19 protein-coding genes are annotated in these 23,141 nt (G+C 32.4%); all 19 read left to right on the plus strand.

Going from position 1 to position 23,141, the window contains the following annotated elements; genetic code table 11:
• The first annotated feature begins 8 nt into the window (after positions 1-8).
• The 19 genes from buk to ilvC all read left to right on the plus strand — a co-directional run bounded on the left by buk (position 9) and on the right by ilvC (position 22,932).
• Positions 9-1,076: a butyrate kinase gene (gene buk / locus CLVI_RS04225; RefSeq protein ID WP_106058875.1), complete on the plus strand. Its 1,068-nt coding sequence runs from the start codon at positions 9-11 to the stop codon at positions 1,074-1,076.
• A gap of 65 nt (positions 1,077-1,141) precedes the next feature.
• Complete coding sequence (locus CLVI_RS04230) at positions 1,142-1,972, plus strand: AIM24 family protein (protein ID WP_106058876.1); 831 nt, start codon at positions 1,142-1,144, stop codon at positions 1,970-1,972.
• A gap of 31 nt (positions 1,973-2,003) precedes the next feature.
• Positions 2,004-3,518, plus strand: a complete 1,515-nt coding sequence (locus tag CLVI_RS04235; RefSeq protein ID WP_106058877.1) for a sialate O-acetylesterase — start codon at positions 2,004-2,006, stop codon at positions 3,516-3,518.
• A 132-nt stretch (positions 3,519-3,650) separates the two neighbouring features.
• Positions 3,651-3,950 (plus strand): YerC/YecD family TrpR-related protein, encoded by a 300-nt coding sequence (locus CLVI_RS04240; protein WP_106058878.1) that lies wholly within the window; start codon positions 3,651-3,653, stop codon positions 3,948-3,950.
• A gap of 81 nt (positions 3,951-4,031) precedes the next feature.
• Entirely contained in the window at positions 4,032-5,378 is a 1,347-nt protein-coding gene (gene glmM, locus CLVI_RS04245) for a phosphoglucosamine mutase (RefSeq protein WP_106058879.1), read from the plus strand.
• Positions 5,379-5,687: 309 nt separating this feature from the next.
• On the plus strand, positions 5,688-6,398 hold the full coding sequence (locus CLVI_RS04250; protein ID WP_106058880.1) for a GntR family transcriptional regulator: 711 nt from the start codon (positions 5,688-5,690) through the stop codon (positions 6,396-6,398).
• A gap of 160 nt (positions 6,399-6,558) precedes the next feature.
• Positions 6,559-7,869 (plus strand): PTS sugar transporter subunit IIC, encoded by a 1,311-nt coding sequence (locus CLVI_RS04255; protein ID WP_170065585.1) that lies wholly within the window; start codon positions 6,559-6,561, stop codon positions 7,867-7,869.
• Between the two features lie 75 nt (positions 7,870-7,944).
• Complete coding sequence (locus tag CLVI_RS04260) at positions 7,945-9,342, plus strand: glycoside hydrolase family 1 protein (RefSeq protein ID WP_106058882.1); 1,398 nt, start codon at positions 7,945-7,947, stop codon at positions 9,340-9,342.
• 224 nt (positions 9,343-9,566) lie between these two features.
• Positions 9,567-10,340, plus strand: coding sequence for a glucose-6-phosphate isomerase family protein (locus CLVI_RS04265; protein ID WP_106058883.1), 774 nt, complete (start codon positions 9,567-9,569; stop codon positions 10,338-10,340).
• Positions 10,341-10,357: 17 nt separating this feature from the next.
• Positions 10,358-10,900, plus strand: coding sequence for a glucose-6-phosphate isomerase family protein (locus CLVI_RS04270; protein ID WP_106058884.1), 543 nt, complete (start codon positions 10,358-10,360; stop codon positions 10,898-10,900).
• 14 nt (positions 10,901-10,914) lie between these two features.
• Positions 10,915-12,675, plus strand: coding sequence for a class I mannose-6-phosphate isomerase (locus tag CLVI_RS04275; protein ID WP_106058885.1), 1,761 nt, complete (start codon positions 10,915-10,917; stop codon positions 12,673-12,675).
• Positions 12,676-13,466: 791 nt separating this feature from the next.
• Positions 13,467-13,988, plus strand: a complete 522-nt coding sequence (gene ilvN, locus CLVI_RS04280) for an acetolactate synthase small subunit (protein WP_106058886.1) — start codon at positions 13,467-13,469, stop codon at positions 13,986-13,988.
• A gap of 36 nt (positions 13,989-14,024) precedes the next feature.
• The gene (cimA, locus tag CLVI_RS04285) at positions 14,025-15,611 is read left to right on the plus strand and encodes a citramalate synthase (protein ID WP_106058887.1); all 1,587 of its coding nucleotides are present in this window, start codon (positions 14,025-14,027) and stop codon (positions 15,609-15,611) included.
• 16 nt (positions 15,612-15,627) lie between these two features.
• Positions 15,628-16,887, plus strand: a complete 1,260-nt coding sequence (gene leuC, locus CLVI_RS04290) for a 3-isopropylmalate dehydratase large subunit (RefSeq protein WP_106058888.1) — start codon at positions 15,628-15,630, stop codon at positions 16,885-16,887.
• A 14-nt stretch (positions 16,888-16,901) separates the two neighbouring features.
• The gene (gene leuD, locus CLVI_RS04295) at positions 16,902-17,390 is read left to right on the plus strand and encodes a 3-isopropylmalate dehydratase small subunit (RefSeq protein WP_106058889.1); all 489 of its coding nucleotides are present in this window, start codon (positions 16,902-16,904) and stop codon (positions 17,388-17,390) included.
• 35 nt (positions 17,391-17,425) lie between these two features.
• Positions 17,426-18,508, plus strand: coding sequence for a 3-isopropylmalate dehydrogenase (gene leuB / locus CLVI_RS04300; protein WP_106058890.1), 1,083 nt, complete (start codon positions 17,426-17,428; stop codon positions 18,506-18,508).
• Positions 18,509-18,511: 3 nt separating this feature from the next.
• Positions 18,512-20,170, plus strand: coding sequence for a dihydroxy-acid dehydratase (ilvD, locus tag CLVI_RS04305; RefSeq protein WP_106058891.1), 1,659 nt, complete (start codon positions 18,512-18,514; stop codon positions 20,168-20,170).
• Between the two features lie 65 nt (positions 20,171-20,235).
• The gene (gene ilvB / locus CLVI_RS04310) at positions 20,236-21,906 is read left to right on the plus strand and encodes a biosynthetic-type acetolactate synthase large subunit (RefSeq protein WP_106058892.1); all 1,671 of its coding nucleotides are present in this window, start codon (positions 20,236-20,238) and stop codon (positions 21,904-21,906) included.
• A gap of 24 nt (positions 21,907-21,930) precedes the next feature.
• Entirely contained in the window at positions 21,931-22,932 is a 1,002-nt protein-coding gene (ilvC, locus tag CLVI_RS04315) for a ketol-acid reductoisomerase (RefSeq protein WP_106058893.1), read from the plus strand.
• The last annotated feature ends 209 nt before the right edge of the window (positions 22,933-23,141 follow it).

Consider the following 23,141-nt stretch of genomic DNA (forward strand, 5'->3'; position numbering starts at 1 on the left):
TTTTAAATATGTCATATAAATTATTAATTATTAATCCAGGTTCAACTTCAACTAAGATTGGTGTTTATGAAGATGAGAAAGAATTATTTGAAGAAACATTAAGACATACAAATGAAGAAATAAAGAGATATGATACAATATATGATCAATTTGGATTTAGAAAAGAAGTTATATTAAAGGTTCTTAAAGAAAAGAACTTTGATATAAAGACTTTAAGTGCTGTTGTTGGTAGAGGCGGAATGCTTAAACCTGTAGAAGGTGGAACTTATACTGTTAATGATTCTATGGTAGAAGATTTAAAAGTTGGAGTACAAGGACCACATGCTTCAAATCTTGGAGGAATTATTTCTAAATCAATTGGGGATGAATTAGGAGTACCTTCATTTATAGTAGACCCTGTTGTTACAGATGAATTAGTAGCTGTAGCTAGATTATCAGGAATGCCAGAAATTCCAAGAAAGAGTAAATTCCATGCTTTAAACCAGAAGGCCGTGGCTAAGAGATACGGTAAAGAAAGTGGAAAAGGATATGAAAACTTAAATCTTGTAGTTGTTCATATGGGTGGAGGAGTTTCAGTTGGAGCTCATAAACACGGAAAAGTTGTTGATGTAAACAATGCACTAGATGGGGATGGCCCATTTTCACCAGAAAGAGCTGGATCAGTTCCAGTTGGAGATTTAATTAAAATGTGCTTTAGCGGAAAGTTTAGTCAAGCAGAAGTATATGGTAAGGTAGTTGGTAAAGGTGGATTTGTTGCATACTTAGACACAAATGATGTTAAAGGAACAATAGATAAGATGGAAGAGGGAGATAAAGAATGTGAAAAAATTTATGACGCATTCATTTATCAAATCACAAAATCTGTTGGAGAAATGGCAGCTGCATTAAAAGGTAAGGTTGATCAAATTGTCCTTACTGGGGGTATTGCGTATTCACCAACATTAGTACCTGATTTAAAAGCAAATATAGAGTGGATCGCTCCAGTTACTGTTTATCCAGGAGAAGATGAATTGTTAGCTTTGGCACAAGGTGCTATTAGAGTTTTAAATGGAGAAGAAAAAGCTAAAATTTACTAGGATAAACAATGAGAGTGTGAATGCACTCTCATTTTTTAATTTTACATTTGATAAGGAGTGGAATTATGAGAACGACAATAAATTCAGAGAATAAGTTAACAATGTTGTCACAAATGTCAAATGACGCAAAATTCCAAGTTCTAGAATATGATAAGCTTGAGGGTGCTTTAGATGTTCAAACTGCATTTGGGATAAATATTATGAATAACACTGGAATTAAACTTAAACAAGTGAGAATAATACTTGAAGATAGTTCAGTAAAACTAGAATCAGGAGCCTTAAGTTATATGAAGGGTGATATAAATATAAAAAATAAAACTGGTGGAGTTATTGGGTTAGGAAAGAAATTTATAAACAGTAAGCTTACTGGAGAAAAAATGTTCAAGCCAACCTATGAGGGAACTGGAGAAATATTTTTAGAGCCTTCCTTTGGAAATTTTGCCTTAATTGAATTAGAGGATGAGGAAATAATTGTAGATGATGGACTTTTTTATGCCTGCGAAGAAGAGGTAGAGGTTGGTTCATCAATGCAAAAAAGCATATCTTCCATGATGTTTGGAAATGAGGGTCTGTTTCAAACTAAGATTTTAGGAAGTGGAATTGTTGTATTAGAATTACCTGTTCCAGAATCAGAGGTTTTTAAGTGTAAATTATTTAATGACACTATAAGAGTTGATGGGAATTTAGTTGTTTTACGAACAAGTAATGTTAAATTCACTGTAGAAAAATCATCCTCTATAATTGGAAGTACAACTAATGGAGAGGGATTATTGAATGTGTATTCAGGGACAGGAGAAGTGTGGCTATTACCGACTAAGAGCATATATAGCGATATTAAAGCTATGGGGCTTGAACAAATGAGAAATCCTGAAGGAAAGAGCAATACAGAAGTTTAGAGAAAAATAATTAAGTGAGGAGTCTCTTAAAATGAATAAGGATTTTACTATAGATGCAATCATTACAGATAATATGGTATTGCAAAGAAATGAAGTTGCAATTATTTCTGGTAATGCAGTAAGTGGTATAGAAGTAGAATTGGATTTTTGTGGACAGTATAAGAAGGTAAGGTCTAACAATGGGAGATGGGAGATTTTCTTAGCACCTATGAAGGCTGGCGGACCATATACCATGGTGGTAAAAACAAAAGATATAGAAAAAATGATTGATAATATTTTAATAGGTGATGTATACATTGCAGCAGGTCAATCAAATATTCAGTTTATGCTAAAGGATTCATTAGGTGGAGATGAAGAAATTGAAAAATCTGATTATCCTTACATAAGATATTATGATGTTCCTAAAATTGAATATGAGGATGAAAAAGAAACAATACCTAATTTAGATGAAGGACAGTGGACAATATGCAATCCAAACACTTCCGAAGAATATTCCGCAATAGCATATTATTTTGCTAAATCAATACATAGAAACACTAATATTCCAATAGGAATAATTGGATGTAATAGCGGGGGGACCTCTATAGCGTGTTGGATGGATCAAGAGTATTTAGTTAGGAATGAAAAGATAAAAGAAGTATATTGGGATAAATATAATTCAGTAATAGCTAATTTAACTCAAGAAGAAGAAAATAAGAGGAATAAGGAATATGAAAAAATATTCAATGTGTATCAAAAAAAATTAGAAGAGTATACAAAAGAAAATCCGAATATGACACTGGGAGACGTAAAAAAGCAAGTTGGACATACACCGTGGCCACCACCAATAGGAAGGAAAGCATTTTTACGTCCTTGTGGATTATATAGTACTATGTTTAAGAAGATTAACAAATTTAAAGTAAAAGCAGTAATATGGTATCAAGGAGAAGAGGATACCCAAAACAGTGGTTTATATAAAGAATTACTAGAATTATTAATTGAAAATTGGAGACGGGATTTGGTAAACAATAATTTACCATTTATTATCGTACAATTACCTTCTTATGAAGATGATAAACCAAATAAGGATTGGGCAGTTGTAAGGAATGCTCAATTATTAGTTGCTAAAAATGATGAAAGTAGTGATATTGTTATTTCATTTGATTGTGGAGAAAGATATAACATACATCCAATTAATAAAAAAGATGTTGGTGAGAGGGTAGCCTTACTTGTTCGCGAAAAGTTTTATAATGAAAATGTAAATGGACATTCACCAATATATAAAGAAATAAAGGTTGATAAGGGAAAAATAATTATTTCGTTTGATAATGTAAAGGAAAATGAACTTATTGTAAAAGATGGTGGAGAGTTAGAGGGTTTTAAAATTTCAGAAGATGGAGAAAAATTTATTGCAGCAGTTGCTGAAATTAAGTGCAATAAGGTAATTATAAAAAATGATTTTGGAAATAAGCTAAAAATAGTAAGATATGCATGGTTTAATTATGGTAATATAAATCTATATGGAGTGAACGGATTGCCTGCTAGCCCCTTTCAAATTGAGCTATAGAAATTAAGGCTTAATAATCTATTGAAATCTGATGTCTAAATTAATATAATTAGAAGTGGTAATGGTTTAAGGTTGATGTGAAAATTAGCATCACTGGACTTCTAAACCATTTTTTTGAGAAGAGGTGAAGAAATGCATAGTAATAATTCGAAAATTAAAAGTGATGAAGTAGAATTGTTTTTTAACGCAATATTGAAACTTGAAAGTATAGAGGATTGTTATAAGTTTTTTGAAGATGTGGCGACTATAAATGAAGTAAAGGCATTGTCTCAAAGAATTCATGTAGCTAGATTGTTAAGTGAAAAGAAAACATATACAGAAATAGGAGAAATAACTGGAGCTAGCACTGCTACCATAAGTAGAATAAATAGATGCTTAAATTATGGAAGTGATGGATATAAGCTAGTTCTTGAAAGATTAAAAGAAATATAAAGTTGAAATAAATGTAGTTGCAGTTTATAATAACGTATAGAAAAAAACACCAAATAATATTAATGTAGTGAGGTACAAAATATGATTAGAATGTTCGGAACCGATGGAGTTAGAGGTATAGCTAATATGGAGTTAACTGCAAATCTTGCATATAATTTAGGAAGAGCTGGAGCTTTTGTTCTAACTGAAGGTGCCCATAAGCCAAAGATATTAGTAGGGAAAGATACAAGGATTTCAGGAGATATGCTAGAGTCAGCTTTAGTTGCAGGAATATTATCGGTAGGAGCTGAAGCTGTAATACTTGGAGTAGTTCCAACACCAGCAGTTGCACATTTAACAAGAAAGTATAATGCTGATGCTGGTATTATGATATCTGCTTCTCATAACCCTGTTGAATATAATGGAATTAAATTTTTTGATGAAAAAGGCTATAAGCTTTCAGATGAATTAGAAGATCAAATTCAAAGCGTAATTGAAGGAGACTTTTATGGAGTCCCAAGTCCAGTTGGGACAGGTATAGGAAGGCAAGTAGTAGAGATAGGCGCTTTAGATGAATATATAGATTTTGCAAAAGGCACTACAGCTACTAATTTAGAAGGAATGAAAATTGCCTTAGATTGTGCTAATGGTTCAGCTTATGAAGCGGCTGTAAGAGGCTTCAGAGAACTGAATGCAGAGATTTACGTAATAAATGATAATCCAGATGGTACAAATATAAATGAAAAATGTGGTTCAACCCATCCGGAAGAACTAATGGATTACGTTGTTAGAAAAGGCTGTGATATGGGATTTGCCTTCGATGGAGATGCAGATAGGTGTCTTGCAGTTGATGAAAAAGGAAATCTAATAAATGGAGATTTTATCCTAACAATATGTGCAAAACATTTAAAAGAAATAAATAGATTAAAGGATGATACTGTAGTTGTAACTGTAATGAGTAATCTCGGGCTAGATATAGCTTGTCAAGGATTAGAGATTAATGCTCTAAAGACTAGGGTAGGAGATAGGTATGTTCTTGAAGAAATGATCAAAGGAAAATATGTTTTAGGTGGAGAACAATCTGGTCATATTATATTCTTAGATTATAATACAACAGGGGACGGACTGGTTACAGCTCTTCAAATTGCATCTATAGTTAAGAAACAGAAAAAGACTCTAAGTGAATTATGTTCTATTATGACCAATTTACCACAGGTGCTAGCAAATGCAGTTGTACCAAATGATAAGAAGAATATATACTTAGAGGATGAAGAAATAAAAGAAGAGATAAAAAGAATAGAGAGAAAATTACAAGGAAAGGGTAGAGTTTTAATTAGACCTTCAGGTACAGAGCCGCTGGTAAGGGTTATGCTAGAGGGAGAAAATCAAGAGGAGCTTAATAAAATGGCTCACAATCTTGCAGATATGATAGTTCAAAAATGTAGATAGACTAAATAGAAGAAACGCTGATTTAATTTGGCGTTTCTTTTTATATCTTGTTCTAATATAACTGAGAATTATATCAGTTAATTGAGACAATAATAAAAAGTATTGGATCCTATAACATTATGTTTTTAGTGCAATAAATTGAAAAAGTATAAAATTGGAGAATAAAAATAAAGTAATTTTAGGTTAAAATTAAATATAGCTGCAGTTATATATAAATAGGTAGTATTATGTAATAACAATATTAGAATGTTTCTAATATTTAGTGTTATACTTTAATTGAATAATTATATGTAGAAAGGATGTATAACTGTGTTTTTAGATTATAGTAATGGATCAAAACCTTTATGGAGTCAAGTTGCAAGTATATTAAAAGAGATGATAAAGAACAATGAATTTAAGGTTGGAGAAATTTTGCCATCGGAGATGAAATTAATAAATGAGTTTGGAGTATCAAGAATAACAATGCGGCAAGCATTAGGTTATTTAGTCGAAGAAGGATATATAATTAGAAGAAGAGGAAAAGGTACAGTTGTAATAAAGAGAGAAGATGTTTCAACTTCAATGAAATCTTCATTTACACAATTAGAAGAAAAAGGTGAAAAAATTAAAAAAACATTATTAGAGGTAGATGTAGTTGAACCGTCAAAAGATATTTTAGAGTTGTTTAATATAGATAAGTCAACAAATTTAATAATGATGAAAAGAATTATAGAAGTAAATGGAAAAATAGTTGGTGTATTTAAAAGTTTTATTAATCCTAATATACCAGTAACTATTAAGGATGACTTTACGAAATCATTTTATAAATTGCTAGAATCTAAAGGTTATCCAATAACTAAAGGAAGGGAAGAAATAACTGCAACAATTTCAAATGAGGAAGATAAGAAGATATTTAAGCTGAATGAAGTAACCGCTATAATAACTAGAAAAAAGTATGGGTTTTCAAATGATATTCCAGTTGAGCTAACATATACAAGATATCTTGCTGAAGGTTATGTGATAACAGTAGATTTGAATTAAATACTATAAATATAAATGCACTATAAATATGGTGTATTTTTTTTATAGAAAAATATTGACAGGATACAAAAGATATATTATTATAATGTTATAACAAATAAGCGCGCTTAGTTATTCAAAATGACAGGTAAATTAGAATAAATATATGGGGGGAAAAATAATGAATAAATTTCAAAAATTTTTAGAAGATAAGTTAATGCCTATAGCAGCATATCTTAATACAAATAAAGTTGTAGGTTCTTTAAAAGATGGTATGATGGCAATATTACCTTTAATGCTATTTGGTTCTTTCGTGCTAATCCTTGGAAATATACCTTATTTAAATACAGTAGCACCTGAATTTGTAGGTAAAATACAACATTTTTTTTCACAAGGTACACCCGCTACATTAGGATTAATAGGCCTTGCAGCACTTATTTCAATATCATATAACTATGCCAAAAGACTAGAAATAAGCGAAATTGCAGGTATACTTACAGCAGTTTGTTCTTTAATAATAATGACAAATTTCACAATAACAACTAATGGTATTTTAAATGGACAAGAAGTACAAGGCCTAACTGTTTCAAATGTTATTCCTGCTAATCTTTTAGGTGCAGAAGGAATGTTTACAGCAATGATTATTTCTTTTGTAGCAATTAGATTATTAGCATTTTTTATTAGCAAAAAGTGGACAATCAAAATGCCAGAATCAGTTCCTAAAAATGCATCGGAGTCATTTGCTAGTTTAATTCCTATGTTTTTAGTTTTTATTTTATTCTTGGTATTCAGAAATATTTTAGAATTGACGTCATTCGGTACATTGCAAAATGCAATTTATACATTAATAACTAAACCGTTAACAAGTTTGGCAAACTATTCAATTTCTATAATAATTTTAACATTTATTCAACAAATATTGTGGTTTTTCGGAATACATGGAACTCAAATTGTTATGTCAGTTTGGGGACCAATTGAGACAACAATGACACTAGCTAATTTAACTGCTTTTCAAACAGGATTGGATTTGCCATATATTGCGACTCAAACTTTCAGAGAAGTTTATGGGGTTGGTGGGGCACAAGGTATCTTATGTGCAATAACAGCAGGATTTATAGTTATGAAATCAAGACAAGCTAAGGCTATAAATAATCTTTCAATAGCACCTGCAATGTTTAATATACAAGAACCATATACATTTGGAATGCCAGCATTTATGAATCCAATATTGCTTATTCCTTTTGTAATAATTCCAGTTATACAAATAGGTTTAGCTTATTTCTTATGTGCAATAAAATTTGCACCAATACCAGTACTACCAGTTCCTTGGACAACACCTATATTTATTAGTGGTCTAATATCAACAAACTTTAACGTAATGGGTGTAGCAACTCAAGTAATATTATTTGCTGTTGGAATGGTAATATGGATCCCATTTTTGAAGATTTTAGATAATAAACATTTAAGTGATGAAAAAATTCAAAGTCTTTAGATTTTAAAAAACAGAAGATAGATACTATTGTATGAAGGCATAGTATCTATCTTAATAAATAAGGAGATGAAAATAATGAGAACTTATACTATACCAAAAACGTTCACATTAGGAGCAGCAGTATGGGCTCAAGGAACTGAAGGCGCTTACAATGAAGATGAAAAGTCGTTAACTGTTATGGAACAGTTTGCTTTGGATGAACCCAATAGAATGCAAGGTGGAATAGGACCTTTTGAGACTTTAAATTGGTATCATGATTACAAAAAATATGTTGATATAATGTCTGAAATGGGTTTAGAATCTTTTAGAACATCCATAACATGGGCAAGATTAATACCAGATGGTGAAAATGTAAATGAGAAAGCAATAGAATTCTATAGGAATTACTTTAAATATATAAAAGGAAAAGGCATAAAATTGTGGGTAGTATTATACTGGTTTGATATGCCTGTTTATTTAGAAAATATAGGAGGGTTTTCAAATAGGAAAGTAGTAGATAGTTTTGTTAGGTATTCTAAAAAGGCTATTGAGTTATTTAATGAGTATGTAGATATATTCTATGTTTATAATGAGCCTGGGGTAGACTTAATGTTCAAATATCAAGAGGAAATGTGTTATCCAAATGAGGTAGACTTTGATAAGTCTTGTCAAGCTCAATACAATATGATAGTTGCACATGGAATGGTTGTAAATGAGTTTAAGAAGTTAGGGTTAAATAATTGTAAGATAGGCTCAGTTGTAGATGTAAAATATATTTATCCAAGAAGTAAGAATATATTTGATTTGAAAGCTAAAAGATATTTTGAAATTCTTCAAGAGGAAGCATGGTTATACCCTCTTATACTTGGAAAGTTTAGTGATGAATTATTTCAAATATATAAGGAGCATAAAATTAACATTGATATGGAAGATGGAGATTTAGAAATAATTCAAAATAATACTATTTCAGTTTTAGGAATTAACAATTATTTTCCTGAAAGAGTAAAAGCAAAAGAAAGTATTCCAAATCCGAATGCTCCATTAACTATGCATACTTTCTATGACAATCATATTATGCATGGAAGAAGAATGAATCTATTTAGAGGTTGGGAAATATATCCGCAATCTATATATGATACATTAATGAAAATAAAAGAAAAATATAATAACATAGAATGTTATATAACAGAAAATGGAATGGGTGTACAAGAAGAAGAAAGATTTAGAGGGAAAGATGGAGTAATTCAAGATGATTATAGAATTGAATATGTTACTGAACATTTAGAGTCATGCATTAAGGCTTTAAATGATGGAAGTAACTTAAAAGGGTATCATATGTGGTCATTTATTGACTTATGGTCACCGAGTAATCAATTTTTAAATTGTTACGGATTTGTTGAATATAATTTAATAACAAAGGAATCTAAATTAAAGAAGAGTGCATCGTGGTATAAAGAATTGATAATAACAAGGAGTCTAAAGTGTACAGACTAAAATTTTCTAAGAATTCTTTATGGGAAGGAGCTACCTGGGCTACTGGCGTAGAGGGAAGCAGAGACACGAATAGATATGGTTTTTATAGAGAGAGTTAAAAAAATAAAGAAATGAAGATTAAAAAATCAGGAAAGTGGTTTGCGGAGATTTGTAAATCTGGATAGTTACGGATAGAAAAATGATAAAGTAAGTTAATTGAATCCATATATCAAGGAGGAGACATAGTGTTCAATAACGGAATTGGAATAGAATTTAATTTTAATACAAGGGAATTCATTTATGGGACAAACAATTTTGGTCCAATTACAGAAAAAAGAAAATTAGATGATATAAGGAAAAGTCTTAAAAATCCTAATTGTAATGGGCCAGAAATTGTATATAGTATAGCAATGGATGTAGGCTTAAAAGAAGATAGAGAAGATTTAATAAATAGAAATTTATTATATGGTGCTTGTATCTATTCTAATGGGATGATGGATGATGAGCCTGTTAGATCTCAAGGGCATATTCATGCTATATCAAGCTCCTGTAATTACTCTACAGGAGAACTATATGAAATATGGCATGGAAAAGCAATTATATTTATGCAAGAAAGTGCTAAAGATAATCCCGGTAGAGTTTTTGTGGTAGAGGCTGAAGAAGGCGATGTGGTTTTTGTACCACCTGGTTGGGCACACTACACAGTGAACGCAAGCCCAGAAAATTATATGATATTTGGAGCATGGTGCGTTAGAGATTATGGATTCGACTATGTAGATGTAAGAGCTCATAATGGTTTATCATATTTTCCAATAGTTAAAAATGGAAAGATAGAGTTTGAAAAGAATCCTAAATATTCAGAATGTAAATTAGAAATTAAAAAAGCAAGAAAGTATGAAGAGCTTAAATTAGATTATACAAAATCAATATATACTCAATATAGAGAAAATAGAACTAAATTTGATTTTGTTACAAATCCGTTTAAGTATAAAGAGATTTGGGAAAAATTTATCCCTTAATTATAGGAGGCGTTCGTATGGAAATTAGAGAACCGAAATATACACATGACTTTTTTAATGGTGTAATTAATGGGGAAAATGTGGAATCTTATAAAAAAACATATAAAGATATTAGCTTTGCATATGCGGATGTTGATAAAGGATTAGCACTAGATACTGAGATGTACGAAGTCTATTTCTTTAATTGTGGTGGAGAAAACACTCTACTTTGGGGATTAACAATATTACATCCTATTACTGTAAATGAAGAATGTAACCTTACTAGGGGGCATTTTCACTTAGATAGAACTGAACCTGAACTGTACTTTGGATTAGGTGGACAAGGCTTACTTATGTATATGGACGAAGATGGGAATAGTTTTTGTGAAAAAGTATTTAAAGGCTCTGTTCATTATATTCATGGAAATTATGCACATAGATTAATAAATACTGGTGATATAGATTTTAAAGTAGGGGCTTGTTGGAGAGATGTAGCTGGACATGATTATAAAGCAATAGAGAATAAGCCTTTCCCTAAAAGAGTATATAAAATTAATAATGAAACAATATTTAGAGATTAAAGGGAGGTATTTAAATGGCTTTTAAATATGATAAGCAACCCCATGTAGAAGTTAAGGGATATAATAATGACCATGATTGGAATGGATATGATGATATTGTTTCACAAATAAAATCAAAGTTAGATACTATATCATCAGAAAAGAAGATAGTGGCAATTGATTTCTACCCAGGGATCAGAACAGAAGAAATTAAATCTGGTATAGTAGATAGATTAAACACTGAGTTATCAGTATATACGGATGAAGAAATTTTTGAAGATATAAGTACTGTAGAAGATAGAATTAAAGACGATGTGACTGAGGATAGAGTTTTTGGAAAAATTTCTTTGGATACCCTTGAAGATTTTATTAATTTGGATAGCCTAAGTAAGACTAAAGAAAAAATAAATAACGCTAAAGGGATTGTTGTAGTATATGGTGTAGGTATAAATTTATTAGTTGAACCTGATATATACATATTTGCAGACCTAGCAAGATGGGAAATTCAACAAAGATATAGATCGGGAAATATTCCAAATTGGAAAGGCAAAAACTATAATGAAGATCCTTTAAGAAAATTAAAAAGAGGATATTTCTTTGAATGGAGAGTAGCTGATAGATATAAGAAGCGTAGATTTGATAAATTTGATTATATACTTGATACAAATTTAAAAAATAAGCCTAAAATGATTACAGGTGAAGCTTTTAGAGCAGGGTTGAAAGTGACTGCAAACAGACCATTTAGAGTCGTTCCGTTCTTTGATCCAGGGTTATGGGGAGGGCAATGGATGAAAGAAGTCTGTGACCTAGATAGAAATATGGAAAACTATGCATGGTGTTTTGACTGCGTTCCGGAAGAAAATTCTCTTTTGCTTAAAGTCGGAAATACTGTAGTAGAAGTTCCATCAATTGATGTAGTACTAACTCATCCTAGAGAACTATTAGGCGAAAAGGTGTATGCCAGATTTGGAGCGGACTTTCCAATAAGATTTGATCTTTTAGATACAATGGGCGGACAAAACTTATCCCTTCAAGTACATCCAGTTGTAGAGTATGCACAAGAAAAGTTTGGGTTACACTATACCCAAGAAGAATCTTATTACCTTCTAGATGTAAAGAAAGACAAAGATGCTTTTGTATATCTTGGCGTAAAAGATGGAATCACAAAAGAAAAATTCTTTTGTGCCTTAAGAAAAGCTCAGGATGGTAAAGGCAACTTTAATCCAGAAGAATATTCAAATAAAATACAAGCTAAGAAACATGATCACTTCTTAATACCCCCTGGAACAGTTCACTGTTCTGGAGCGGATACTATGGTTTTGGAGATATCAGCAACTCCAAACTTATTTACATTTAAGCTTTGGGATTGGTCAAGACTTGGTATGGATGGAAAACCAAGACCAATTAATATAGCTCATGGTGAAGAGGTAGTTCAATTTGATAGAGATACCAAATGGACTATGAAAAACCTTGTTAATAGAGTTGAAGTTATAGATGAGGGGGATGGCTGGATTGAAGAAAGAACTGGTCTTCATGAAAAGGAGTTTATAGAAACTAGAAGACATTGGTTTACTAAGACAGTATTGCACAATACGAATGATGGTGTAAATGTATTAAATTTAGTAGAAGGAGACCAAGCTATTGTAGAATCTCCTACAAGTGCATTTGAACCTTTTATAGTGAATTATGCAGAAACATTTATAATTCCAGCATCTATTGTTGAATATACAATTAGTCCTTACGGTGATTCTGTAGGCAAAAAAATAGCTACAGTAAAAGCCTATGTAAGGAATTAATATTACCTCTAGTTAATGATAAAGGCTACCATGATATTTATGGTAGCCTTTAAGTATGTATAAAGGGGCAGAGAATGGATAAAATAAAAATTGTGTTTTTTTTGATATAGATGCAACGTTGATTGGTTATAAAAATCGATTAAATGTGTTAAGACATGGAAATTTAGACTCATGTGATTTATCATAGAAATAAATGTTTTAAGGGTAGTGGAGTCAAGAAGTAATCAAATATCTAAATATACATAATATTAATGATATTTTATTTTGATATAACTGATAGTTATACTACTCATAACTAATATGTATTTCCGTTATCATAGATAATAAGGTAGAATTATATAATAGTAAAGTTTTACTTATAAGAAAATAAAGAAAAAGTTTATAACAATAAACTCTTAAAAGTAAGAATAGATTGTTGACATTATATGATTATGATAGTAAAATCTTAAATAAAGCAAAACTAAATAATTCCTGAAATTTATAGAAATGCCAAGATGGAGAAGGTTATTTAACGTTAAGAGCTTAAGAGAGTCAGTGGTTGGTGCAAACTGATGTTTTTAGTTGAATAGATATCATTCCTAAGCAGAATCCAGAAAGCTCTAATAAAGTTAGTAAGCGATATCCGGTGAGCATCCGTTATATGCAAGGGTTTGTTGGAATCTAGTGATATTATATTTAGGCGGAGTATTATCCCACTTTTTATGGTGTATTTATCATTAAAGGTGGTTTTTTTATACCTTATAGGGGAAAGTACAAATTTAAGTGTTATTTAATATTAAGGAGGGGTAGAGATGGAACAAAAACATGTGTTGTCAGTTCTTGTAAAAAACTCGTCAGGTGTATTAAGTAGAGTATCGGGTCTATTCTCAAGAAGAGGTTATAACATTGACAGTTTAACAGTAGGAAGAACTGAAAATGCAAAAATATCAAGAATGACCATAACTTTAACGGGTGATAGTGATGTTCTAGAACAAGTTAAAAAGCAATTAAATAAGCTTGAGGACGTAATTAAGGTAATTGATCTTAAGGCTAATAATTCAGTATATAGAGAGTTAGTACTAATAAAGGTTAATGCTAAAGCTGAAAAAAGGGCAGATATAAATGAAATCGTAAATATATTCAGATGTAAAATTATTGATTTATCTATAGATACTTTAACTATTGAACTTACTGGGGATCAAAGTAAAATATGCGCACTGGTAAAATTGTTGGAAGCATACGGAATAAAAGAGATGGTAAGAACGGGAGTTGCAGCACTTGAAAGAGGAGATAAGACTATAGTAAGTTATGACGATTATAGAGAAGAAATATAGTTTATAAAGTTTATAAAGTTTATAAAGGGGGGCATTATGGAGAATAGGAATGTAAGCATTTTTGACTCAACATTAAGAGATGGTGCACAGGGGCAAGGAATCTCCTTTTCATTAGAAGACAAACTAAAAATAGTTAAAGTCTTAGATGATATAGGTGTTAGTTATATAGAAGCAGGAAATCCAGGCTCTAACCCAAAAGATATGGAATTCTTTAAAAGAATTAAGGATATTAAGCTCAAAAAAGCAAAAATAGCAGCATTCGGCTCTACAAGACGACCAGGAACAGATCCAGCTCAGGATAAGAATCTGCAAAATTTATTAGAGGCAGATACAGAGGTCACAGTAATATTTGGAAAGTCATGGGATTTTCAAGTTGCAGATATATTAAGAACTTCTCTTGAAGAAAACTTAAATATGATAAGTGATACAATAAAATATTTAGTAAAAAACAAAAAAGAGGTAATATTTGATGCGGAGCATTTTTTTGATGGATATAAGGATAATAAGGACTATGCTTTAGAATCAATAAAGAGAGCAAAGAGTGCTGGAGCAAATGTTATTGTTTTATGTGATACAAATGGGGGAACACTACCTAGCGAAATTAAAGAAATAGTAGAGGATGTTATAGAAAAAGTAGGGGGAAATATTGGAATACATTGTCATGATGATATGGGTATGGCAGTAGCTAGTTCCATTGTGGCAGCACAAGCTGGGGCAAATCACATTCAAGGAACTTTTATAGGTATAGGAGAAAGATGTGGTAATGCAAATTTAAGCACCATAATACCAACTTTAAAATTAAAGCTAGGATACAACACTATAGAAGATAAAAATATTTCAAGATTAACCAGTGTTGCAAGATTTATAGCTGAGATCTCAAATATAACGTTAAGAGATGAATCCCCTTACGTAGGAAGTGCAGCCTTTGCCCATAAAGGGGGAATGCATATTGATGCTATTTGCAAGGCACCAAAGGCCTATGAACATATTGCTCCAGAGCTTGTGGGCAATAACAGAAGGTTTTTAATATCTGAAGTTAGTGGTAAAAGTACAATATTTTCACAAGTAAAAAAAATATTTCCTAATATATCTAAAGAAAGTGAAGATATACAAAAAATCACTGATAGACTAAAGGAACTAGAGTATGAAGGATATCAATTTGAAGGTGCAGAAGGAACTGTTGAATTAGTTATGAGAAAGATTGTAGATAAATATAAACCTTTCTTTAAGCTAAACCATTTTAAGGCTTTTGCAGAACAACCTTCAAGTGCTGGAGAGTTTAGTTCATCAGTAATGATTAATATAACTGTTGATGGAAAGGAAGAAATGAGTGCAGCAGAAGGAAATGGCCCTGTAAATGCACTGGATAAGGCACTTAGAAAGGCTTTGGAAGTTTTCTATCCTCAACTAAATGATGTAAGGCTTGTGGATTATAAGGTTAGAGTTTTAGATTCAGAAAGTGCTACAAGTTCGAAGGTTAGAGTTTTAATAGAATCTACGGATGGAGTGCAAAACTGGAGTACAGTTGGAGTATCTAGGGATATTATCCAAGCCAGTTGGATCGCTTTAGTAGACTCTATAGAATATAAATTAATAAAAGATAGTGAAAAAACAAAATTTTAAGGAGATGAGTAATAAAATGGGTATGACAATGACACAAAAAATATTAGCAGCTCATGCTGGATTAGAAAGCGTAAAAGCTGGACAATTAATTGAAGCTAAACTTGACTTGGTATTAGGGAATGATATTACAACACCTGTAGCAGTAACTGAATTTAAGAAGTTTGGGTTAGATAAGGTATTTAATAAAGAAAAAATTGCTATAGTACCTGATCACTTTACACCAAATAAGGATATAAAAGCAGCAGAACAAGTAAAATACATTAGAGAATTTGCTAATGAAAAAGAAATAGTTAACTTCTTTGAACTAGGAGAAATGGGAATAGAACATTGTCTTATTCCTGAAAAGGGATTAGCTGTTGCTGGAGATGCAGTTATAGGAGCAGATTCACATACTTGTACCTATGGAGCTCTTGGAGCTTTTTCAACAGGAGTTGGTTCAACTGATATGGCAGCTGGTATGGCTACCGGAGAATGCTGGTTTAAAGTACCTTCAGCTCTTAAGTTTGTACTTAAGGGAAAACCTGCAAAATGGGTCAGTGGTAAGGATATAATCTTACATATCATAGGAATGATTGGTGTTGATGGAGCATTATATAAATCAATGGAATTTGTAGGAGATGGACTAAATTATCTTCCTATGGACGATAGATTTACAATGGCTAATATGGCAATAGAAGCTGGTGCAAAGAATGGTATCTTCCCAGTGGATGAAAAGACAGAAGAATATTTAAAAGAACATGCACAAAGAGAATGGAAAAAGTATGAAGCAGATGCAGATGCAGAGTATGATAAAGTTTATGAAATAGATTTAAGCACATTAAGACCAACTGTAGCATTCCCACATTTACCTGATAACACAAGAACAATAGATAATGTTGGTGAAATTACAATTGATCAAGTTGTTATAGGATCTTGTACTAATGGTAGAATAACAGATTTAAGAATAGCAAGAGACATCCTAAAAGGTAAGAAAGTTAAGAAGGGAATTAGATGCATTTTCTTCCCAGGAACTCAAAAGATTTATCTTCAAGCATTAGAAGAAGGAATCATTAAGGATTTAATAGTAGCAGGAGCTATTGTTTCAACTCCAACTTGTGGGCCATGTTTAGGTGGACATATGGGTATATTAGCTGATGGAGAAAGAGCTGTATCAACAACTAACAGAAATTTCGTTGGAAGAATGGGACACGTTGGGTCAGAAGTGTACTTAGCAAGTCCAGCAGTTGCAGCGGCTTCAGCATTAACAGGAAAAATAACAGATCCAGAGTTAGTTTAAGGGGGATATGAATAATGAAAGTAACAGGAAAAGTTTTTAAATACGGAAATAATGTAGACACGGATGTAATAATTCCAGCTAGATACTTGAATACATCAAATCATAAAGAACTTGCAGCTCACGCTATGGAAGATATAGATCTTGATTTTGTAAAGAATGTTAGACCTGGTGATATAATAGTAGCAAATAAAAATTTTGGATGTGGTTCTTCAAGAGAACATGCTCCAATAGTTATAAAAGAATCAGGAATTAGCTGTGTTATAGCGACAACTTTTGCTAGAATTTTTTACAGAAATGCGATCAATATAGGTTTGCCAATACTTGAATGCGAAGCAGCTGTTAAGGCAATAGAAGCTGGTGACCAAGTGGAAATTGATTTTTCAACTGGTATTATAAAAAATCTTTCAAAAGATGAAAGCTATCAAGGGGAAGCATTCCCAGCCTTCATGCAAAAAATCATTGATAATAATGGGTTAATTGGATATATAAAAAGTAAAAAATAGTTTTTAATAGTTTAAAATAAAATGGAGGTCATGTAATGAAATACAATATAGCAGTAATTGCTGGAGATGGAATAGGACCTGAAGTTGTTCAGGAAACAGTTAAGGTACTTAATTTAGTAGGAGAAAAGTTTGGACATAGATTTGACTACCAATATCTTTTAGCAGGTGGTTGTGCAATAGATAAACTAGGAACACCACTTCCTGAGGAAACATTAGAGATTTGTAGAAAAAGCGATGCAGTTTTACTTGGAGCTGTAGGCGGCCCTAAATGGGATGATCCAACTGCAAAAATTAGACCAGAGCAAGCTCTTTTAGGATTAAGAGGTGCACTTGGACTTTATTGCAACTTAAGACCAGCTGTACTATATGCTCCATTAAAGGATGCATCACCACTTAAGGAAAGTATTATAGCAAATGGAATTGATGTTCTTGTTGTAAGAGAATTAACAGGTGGTATCTACTTTGGTGAAAGAGGATTAACTACTGATAATGGAATTCCAGCGGCTTATGATACTGAAAAGTATAATGAAGAAGAAGTTAGAAGAATTGCAAAAATTGGTTTTGAGTCAGCAATGAAAAGAGGTAAAAAGATTACTTCAGTAGATAAGGCTAATATACTTGAAAGTTCAAGATTGTGGAGAAGAGTTGTCGAGGAAGTAGCTACTGGTTATCCAGAAGTTGAATTAAGTCACTTATATATAGATAATGCTGCAATGCAAATGGTTAAGGATCCAACACAATTTGATGTAATAGTTACTTCAAATTTATTCGGAGATATATTATCAGATGAAGCAAGCATGGTAACAGGTTCAATTGGTATGTTACCATCAGCATCATTAGGAGAAAATAGCTTTGGTATGTATGAACCAATCCATGGAAGTGCTCCTGATATAGCAGGAAAAGGAATAGCAAATCCTCTTGCAACTATTTTATCAGGCGCAATGATGCTTAGAAATAGCTTTAAATTAGAAGATGAAGCTCAAGTAATAGAAAAGGCTGTTCTAGGAGTATTAGAAGATGGGTATAGAACAGGAGATATAATGAGTGAAGGCATGAAACTTGTTGGAACAACAGAAATTGGAAAGTTAGTAATGGAAAAAATAGAAAAGGGGATGTAAGTTATGAGAAGTGACGCTATAAAAAAAGGTCCTGAAAGAGCACCCCATAGATCACTACTCAAAGCTACCGGTCTTACTGATGAAGAAATAGATAGACCGCTAATTGGAGTAGTAACATCACAAAATGATATAATTCCAGGGCATATTAATCTAGGGCAAATAGTTGAAGGTGTTAAGAAAGGCATACTTATGGCAGGGGGGACACCATTAGTATTCCCAACCATAGGAGTATGTGATGGTATAGCAATGGGCCATGAAGGAATGAGATATTCTCTAGTAACTAGAGAACTTATCGCAGATTCAATTGAATGTGTAGCAATGGCACATGCTTTCGATGCTTTAGTTTTTATACCAAATTGTGATAAAATCGTACCTGGTATGATGATGGCTGCATTAAGACTTAATATTCCATCAGTATTAGTTAGTGGAGGTGCAATGCTTCCAGGCAGGGTTAAGGGAAAAGATGTTTCTTTAACAACTGTTTTTGAAGGTGTTGGAGCTTTTGAAAATGGAACAATGCTGGAAGCTGATCTTAAGGACTTAGAAGATAATGCATGTCCAACTTGTGGATCATGTTCAGGAATGTTTACTGCAAACTCAATGAACTGTTTAGCAGAAGCTTTAGGGCTTGCACTACCAGGTAATGGAACAATACCTGCAGTTTATTCTGAAAGAATAAGACTTGCAAAACATGCTGGTATGGCTGTTATGAATCTTTTGGAAAAGGACATAAAACCTAGGGATATAGTAACTAGAAATTCTATAGAAAATGCTTTATCTGTAGAGATGGCATTAGGGTGTTCTACAAATTCAGTTTTACATTTAACAGCTATAGCAAATGAAGCTAAGTTACCAATAAATCTTGATATTATTAATGAAGTTGCAGCTAGAGTTCCTAACCTTTGTCGGTTAGCACCAGCATCACAAACTCATATAATAGATTTGTATTATGCAGGAGGTATTCAAGCGGTAATTAATGAACTTTCAAAGAAGGATTTTATTCATCTTGATTGCATAACTGCTACAGGTAAAACTCAAGGAGAAAATATAGAAGGCAAGAATGTTTTAGATTATAATGTTGTTATGCCAATAGATAAGCCATATAGCAAAACTGGTGGTATAGCAGTTCTTAGAGGTAATCTTGCAGTAGATGGAGCAGTTGTAAAGAAATCAGCAGTGGCACCTGAAATGCATCAACATAAAGGACCTGCTAAGGTATTTGATTCTGAGGAAGATTGTATTGCAGCTATTAAAGGGAAGAAAATAGTAGCTGGAGATGTTATTGTAATCAGATATGAAGGACCAAAGGGTGGCCCTGGAATGAGAGAAATGTTGTCACCTACATCAGCAATTGCTGGAATGGGACTTGATAGATCAGTTGCTCTTATAACTGATGGAAGATTTAGTGGAGCTACAAAGGGAGCTTCGATAGGTCATGTATCACCAGAAGCTGCTGAAGGCGGACTTATAGCACTAGTTCAAGATGGAGATGTTATTTCTATTGATATGATTGAAGGAAAGCTTGAACTTATGGTTTCAGACCAGGAAATAGCTGAAAGAAGAAAAGATTTAAAGCCATTTGTTTCAAATGTTACTGAAGGTTATCTAGCTAGATATTCAAAACTTGTAAGTTCAGCTAGTACTGGAGCAATATTTAAATAGCATTATTTAGGGTATTTAAATGAGTAAATTTATAATATTGAATTTTATGAAAAGGAGGGGACTAGATGATATTAACAGGATCTGACATAGTAATACAATCTATTATTGATGAGGGAGTTGATCTAGTCTTTGGGTATCCAGGTGGTCAAGTAATTAATCTTTATGATTCATTGTATAAGTATAAAGACCAAATAAAGCACGTCTTGACTTGTCATGAACAAGGGGCATCACATGCTGCTGATGGATATGCTAGAGCTACAGGCAAGGTTGGAGTATGTATTGCTACATCTGGTCCTGGAGCTACAAATTTAGTTACTGGAATAGCAACTGCTTATATGGATTCCATTCCATTGGTTGCTATTACTGGTAATGTTCCAATGAATTTGCTTGGAAAAGATAGCTTCCAGGAAGTAGATATAACAGGTATTACAATGCCTATAACAAAACATAATTATATTGTTAAAGATATAAGTAAGTTACAAGCTGTTATAAATGAGGCATTTTATATTGCCAAGGAAGGTAGGCCTGGACCGGTTTTAATTGATATTCCTAAGAATATTCAAATAGAGAAGACTGAGTATAAGAAAATTAAGCCTTGGAAGATTGAAAGAAAAGAGTTTACAATTAGAGATAAAAAGATTCAGGAAGCTATTGAGTTAATTAACAATGCCAAGAATCCATTTATTTATGTAGGTGGTGGAGCAATAGCCGCAGATGCAAGTGAAGAAGTTATTGCTTTGGCTGAAAAAATAAACTCTCCGATTTGTAATTCTTTAATGGCAAGGGGAGTAATACCATCTGACCATGAATTGTACACAGGAATGATTGGAATGCATGGAACTAAGGCCTCAAATATAAGTGCAACAAAATGTGACTTGTTCATGGCATTAGGAGCGAGGTTTTCTGATAGGGTTATTACAAATCGTGAAAATCTAAGTAATGCAAAGATAATTCATATTGATGTTGATGCAGCTGAAATTAACAAGAATATTAAGGTTGATTTATCTATTATAGGGGATTTAAAGTCAGTTTTGCAAAGATTGCTACCTAATGTTAATGAAGCAAAAAATCAAGAATGGTTAGATAGTATGAAGAACTTGAAATCATTAAGTGCATATAAGAAAAGCAAAGGAGAGGAATTAACTCCAGAGTATTTCTTCGAAGAATTAAATTCTTTAGATCCAGGAAACTTGATTATTTCAACAGAGGTTGGACAACATCAAATGTGGACAGCACAGCATTATCACTTTAAAAAGCCTAGAACCTTCATTACATCAGGTGGTCTGGGGACTATGGGGTTTGGTCTTGGAGCTGCAATTGGAGCTCAATTTGCAAGGCCAGAATGTAAGGTTATTAATATAGCTGGAGACGGAAGTTTCATGATGAATTGTCAGGAGATTGCAACAGCTGTTCAAAACAAATTACCTATTGTTCAAGTTATTATGAATAACAATGTGCTAGGGATGGTTAGACAATGGCAGACCTTATTTTTTGAGGGAAGGTATTCAAATACCACATTGGATAGGCAGACAGATTTAGTTAAATTAGCAGAAGCTTTTGGGGCTAAGGGCTATAGAGTTAACAAAAAGCAAGAACTTCGTGGTATACTTAAAGAAGCTTTAGCCAGTAAGACACCAGTTCTTATTGATTATAGAATAGATAATAATAAAAAAGTTTTTCCTATGGTTGCACCTGGTGCGCCAATTAATCAAATAATATGCGAAGAAGATCTTTAACAAAACTTAAGGAGGAATATTAAAATGGTAAAAATGTATTACGAAAAAGACACAAATCTTGATTATTTAAAGGGCAAGAAGGTGGCTGTAATAGGCTATGGTAGCCAAGGACATGCACATGCATTAAACTTACATGATAGCGGAATTGATGTTATTGTTGGGTTATATGTTGGAAGTAAGTCATGGGCAATAGCTGAAAAAGATGGATTAAAGGTAGCTACTGTTGCAGATGCTGTTAAGGAAGCAGACATAACAATGGTTTTAGTTCCAGATGAAAGACAAGGCGCAATATATAAAGAACAAATAGCTCCATTTTTAGAAGAAGGTAATGCTTTAGCTTTCGCTCATGGATTTAACATAAACTACGGACAAATAACTGCACCAGCAGGTGTAGATGTATTCATGGTTGCTCCAAAGGGACCAGGACACATGGTTAGAAGAACATATACTGAAGGATCAGGAGTTCCATGTTTAGTAGCTGTACATCAAAATGCTTCAGGAAATGCTATGGAATTAGCTTTAGCTTATTCTAATGGAATTGGCGGTGCAAGATCAGGTGTACTTGAAACTACATTTAAAGACGAGACTGAAACAGATTTATTTGGAGAACAAGCAGTACTTTGTGGAGGAGTTACAGCTCTTATCAAAGCTGGTTTTGAAACTTTAGTTGAAGCTGGATATGCTCCAGAAAATGCTTACTTTGAATGTATGCATGAAATGAAGTTAATCGTAGACTTAATGTACCAAGGTGGTATGGCTACAATGAGATATTCAATCTCAGACACAGCTGAATACGGTGACTACATGATAGGTGATAGAATAATCACTGCTGAAACTAAGAAAGAAATGAAGAAAGTTCTTACTGAAATTCAAGATGGAACATTTGCTAGAAATTGGCTAATGGAAAACCAAGTAGGAAGACCAAACTTCAAGGCTAAGAGAAGAATGGAATCTGAACACCAAATCGAAAAGGTTGGTGCTGAATTAAGAGGAATGATGAGCTGGATTAACAAGAAGTTAGACTAGTATCAATTAATTCTAGAATTAAGGAGTTTTACTAAATTATTTAGTAAGACTCCTTTTTTAATTTAAAAAAATGGCATAGTTACTTTTTATACAATGAATTAATATGTAGCCACCTAACTATAAATATCCTAAAATATGACGATAATATTAATAATGTCTAAATGTTGTATAAATATGTTGCAATATTTATATAAGATAAGTATTATATT

Origin of the sequence: Clostridium vincentii, from assembly GCF_002995745.1 — a bacterium.
GTDB classification, from domain to species: Bacteria; Bacillota; Clostridia; order Clostridiales; family Clostridiaceae; genus Clostridium; species Clostridium vincentii.

Coding starts and splice junctions, on each gene's coding strand:
- ilvN (WP_106058886.1), top strand. CDS start 13,467: ATGGAACAAAAACATGTGTTGTCAGTTCTTGTAAAAAACTCGTCAGGT.
- CLVI_RS04270 (WP_106058884.1), top strand. CDS start 10,358: ATGGAAATTAGAGAACCGAAATATACACATGACTTTTTTAATGGTGTA.
- ilvB (WP_106058892.1), top strand. CDS start 20,236: ATGATATTAACAGGATCTGACATAGTAATACAATCTATTATTGATGAG.
- ilvC (WP_106058893.1), top strand. CDS start 21,931: ATGGTAAAAATGTATTACGAAAAAGACACAAATCTTGATTATTTAAAG.
- leuD (WP_106058889.1), top strand. CDS start 16,902: ATGAAAGTAACAGGAAAAGTTTTTAAATACGGAAATAATGTAGACACG.
- CLVI_RS04275 (WP_106058885.1), top strand. CDS start 10,915: ATGGCTTTTAAATATGATAAGCAACCCCATGTAGAAGTTAAGGGATAT.
- CLVI_RS04260 (WP_106058882.1), top strand. CDS start 7,945: ATGAGAACTTATACTATACCAAAAACGTTCACATTAGGAGCAGCAGTA.
- buk (WP_106058875.1), top strand. CDS start 9: ATGTCATATAAATTATTAATTATTAATCCAGGTTCAACTTCAACTAAG.
- CLVI_RS04240 (WP_106058878.1), top strand. CDS start 3,651: ATGCATAGTAATAATTCGAAAATTAAAAGTGATGAAGTAGAATTGTTT.
- cimA (WP_106058887.1), top strand. CDS start 14,025: ATGGAGAATAGGAATGTAAGCATTTTTGACTCAACATTAAGAGATGGT.
- glmM (WP_106058879.1), top strand. CDS start 4,032: ATGATTAGAATGTTCGGAACCGATGGAGTTAGAGGTATAGCTAATATG.
- CLVI_RS04235 (WP_106058877.1), top strand. CDS start 2,004: ATGAATAAGGATTTTACTATAGATGCAATCATTACAGATAATATGGTA.
- leuB (WP_106058890.1), top strand. CDS start 17,426: ATGAAATACAATATAGCAGTAATTGCTGGAGATGGAATAGGACCTGAA.
- CLVI_RS04230 (WP_106058876.1), top strand. CDS start 1,142: ATGAGAACGACAATAAATTCAGAGAATAAGTTAACAATGTTGTCACAA.
- ilvD (WP_106058891.1), top strand. CDS start 18,512: ATGAGAAGTGACGCTATAAAAAAAGGTCCTGAAAGAGCACCCCATAGA.
- CLVI_RS04255 (WP_170065585.1), top strand. CDS start 6,559: ATGAATAAATTTCAAAAATTTTTAGAAGATAAGTTAATGCCTATAGCA.
- leuC (WP_106058888.1), top strand. CDS start 15,628: ATGGGTATGACAATGACACAAAAAATATTAGCAGCTCATGCTGGATTA.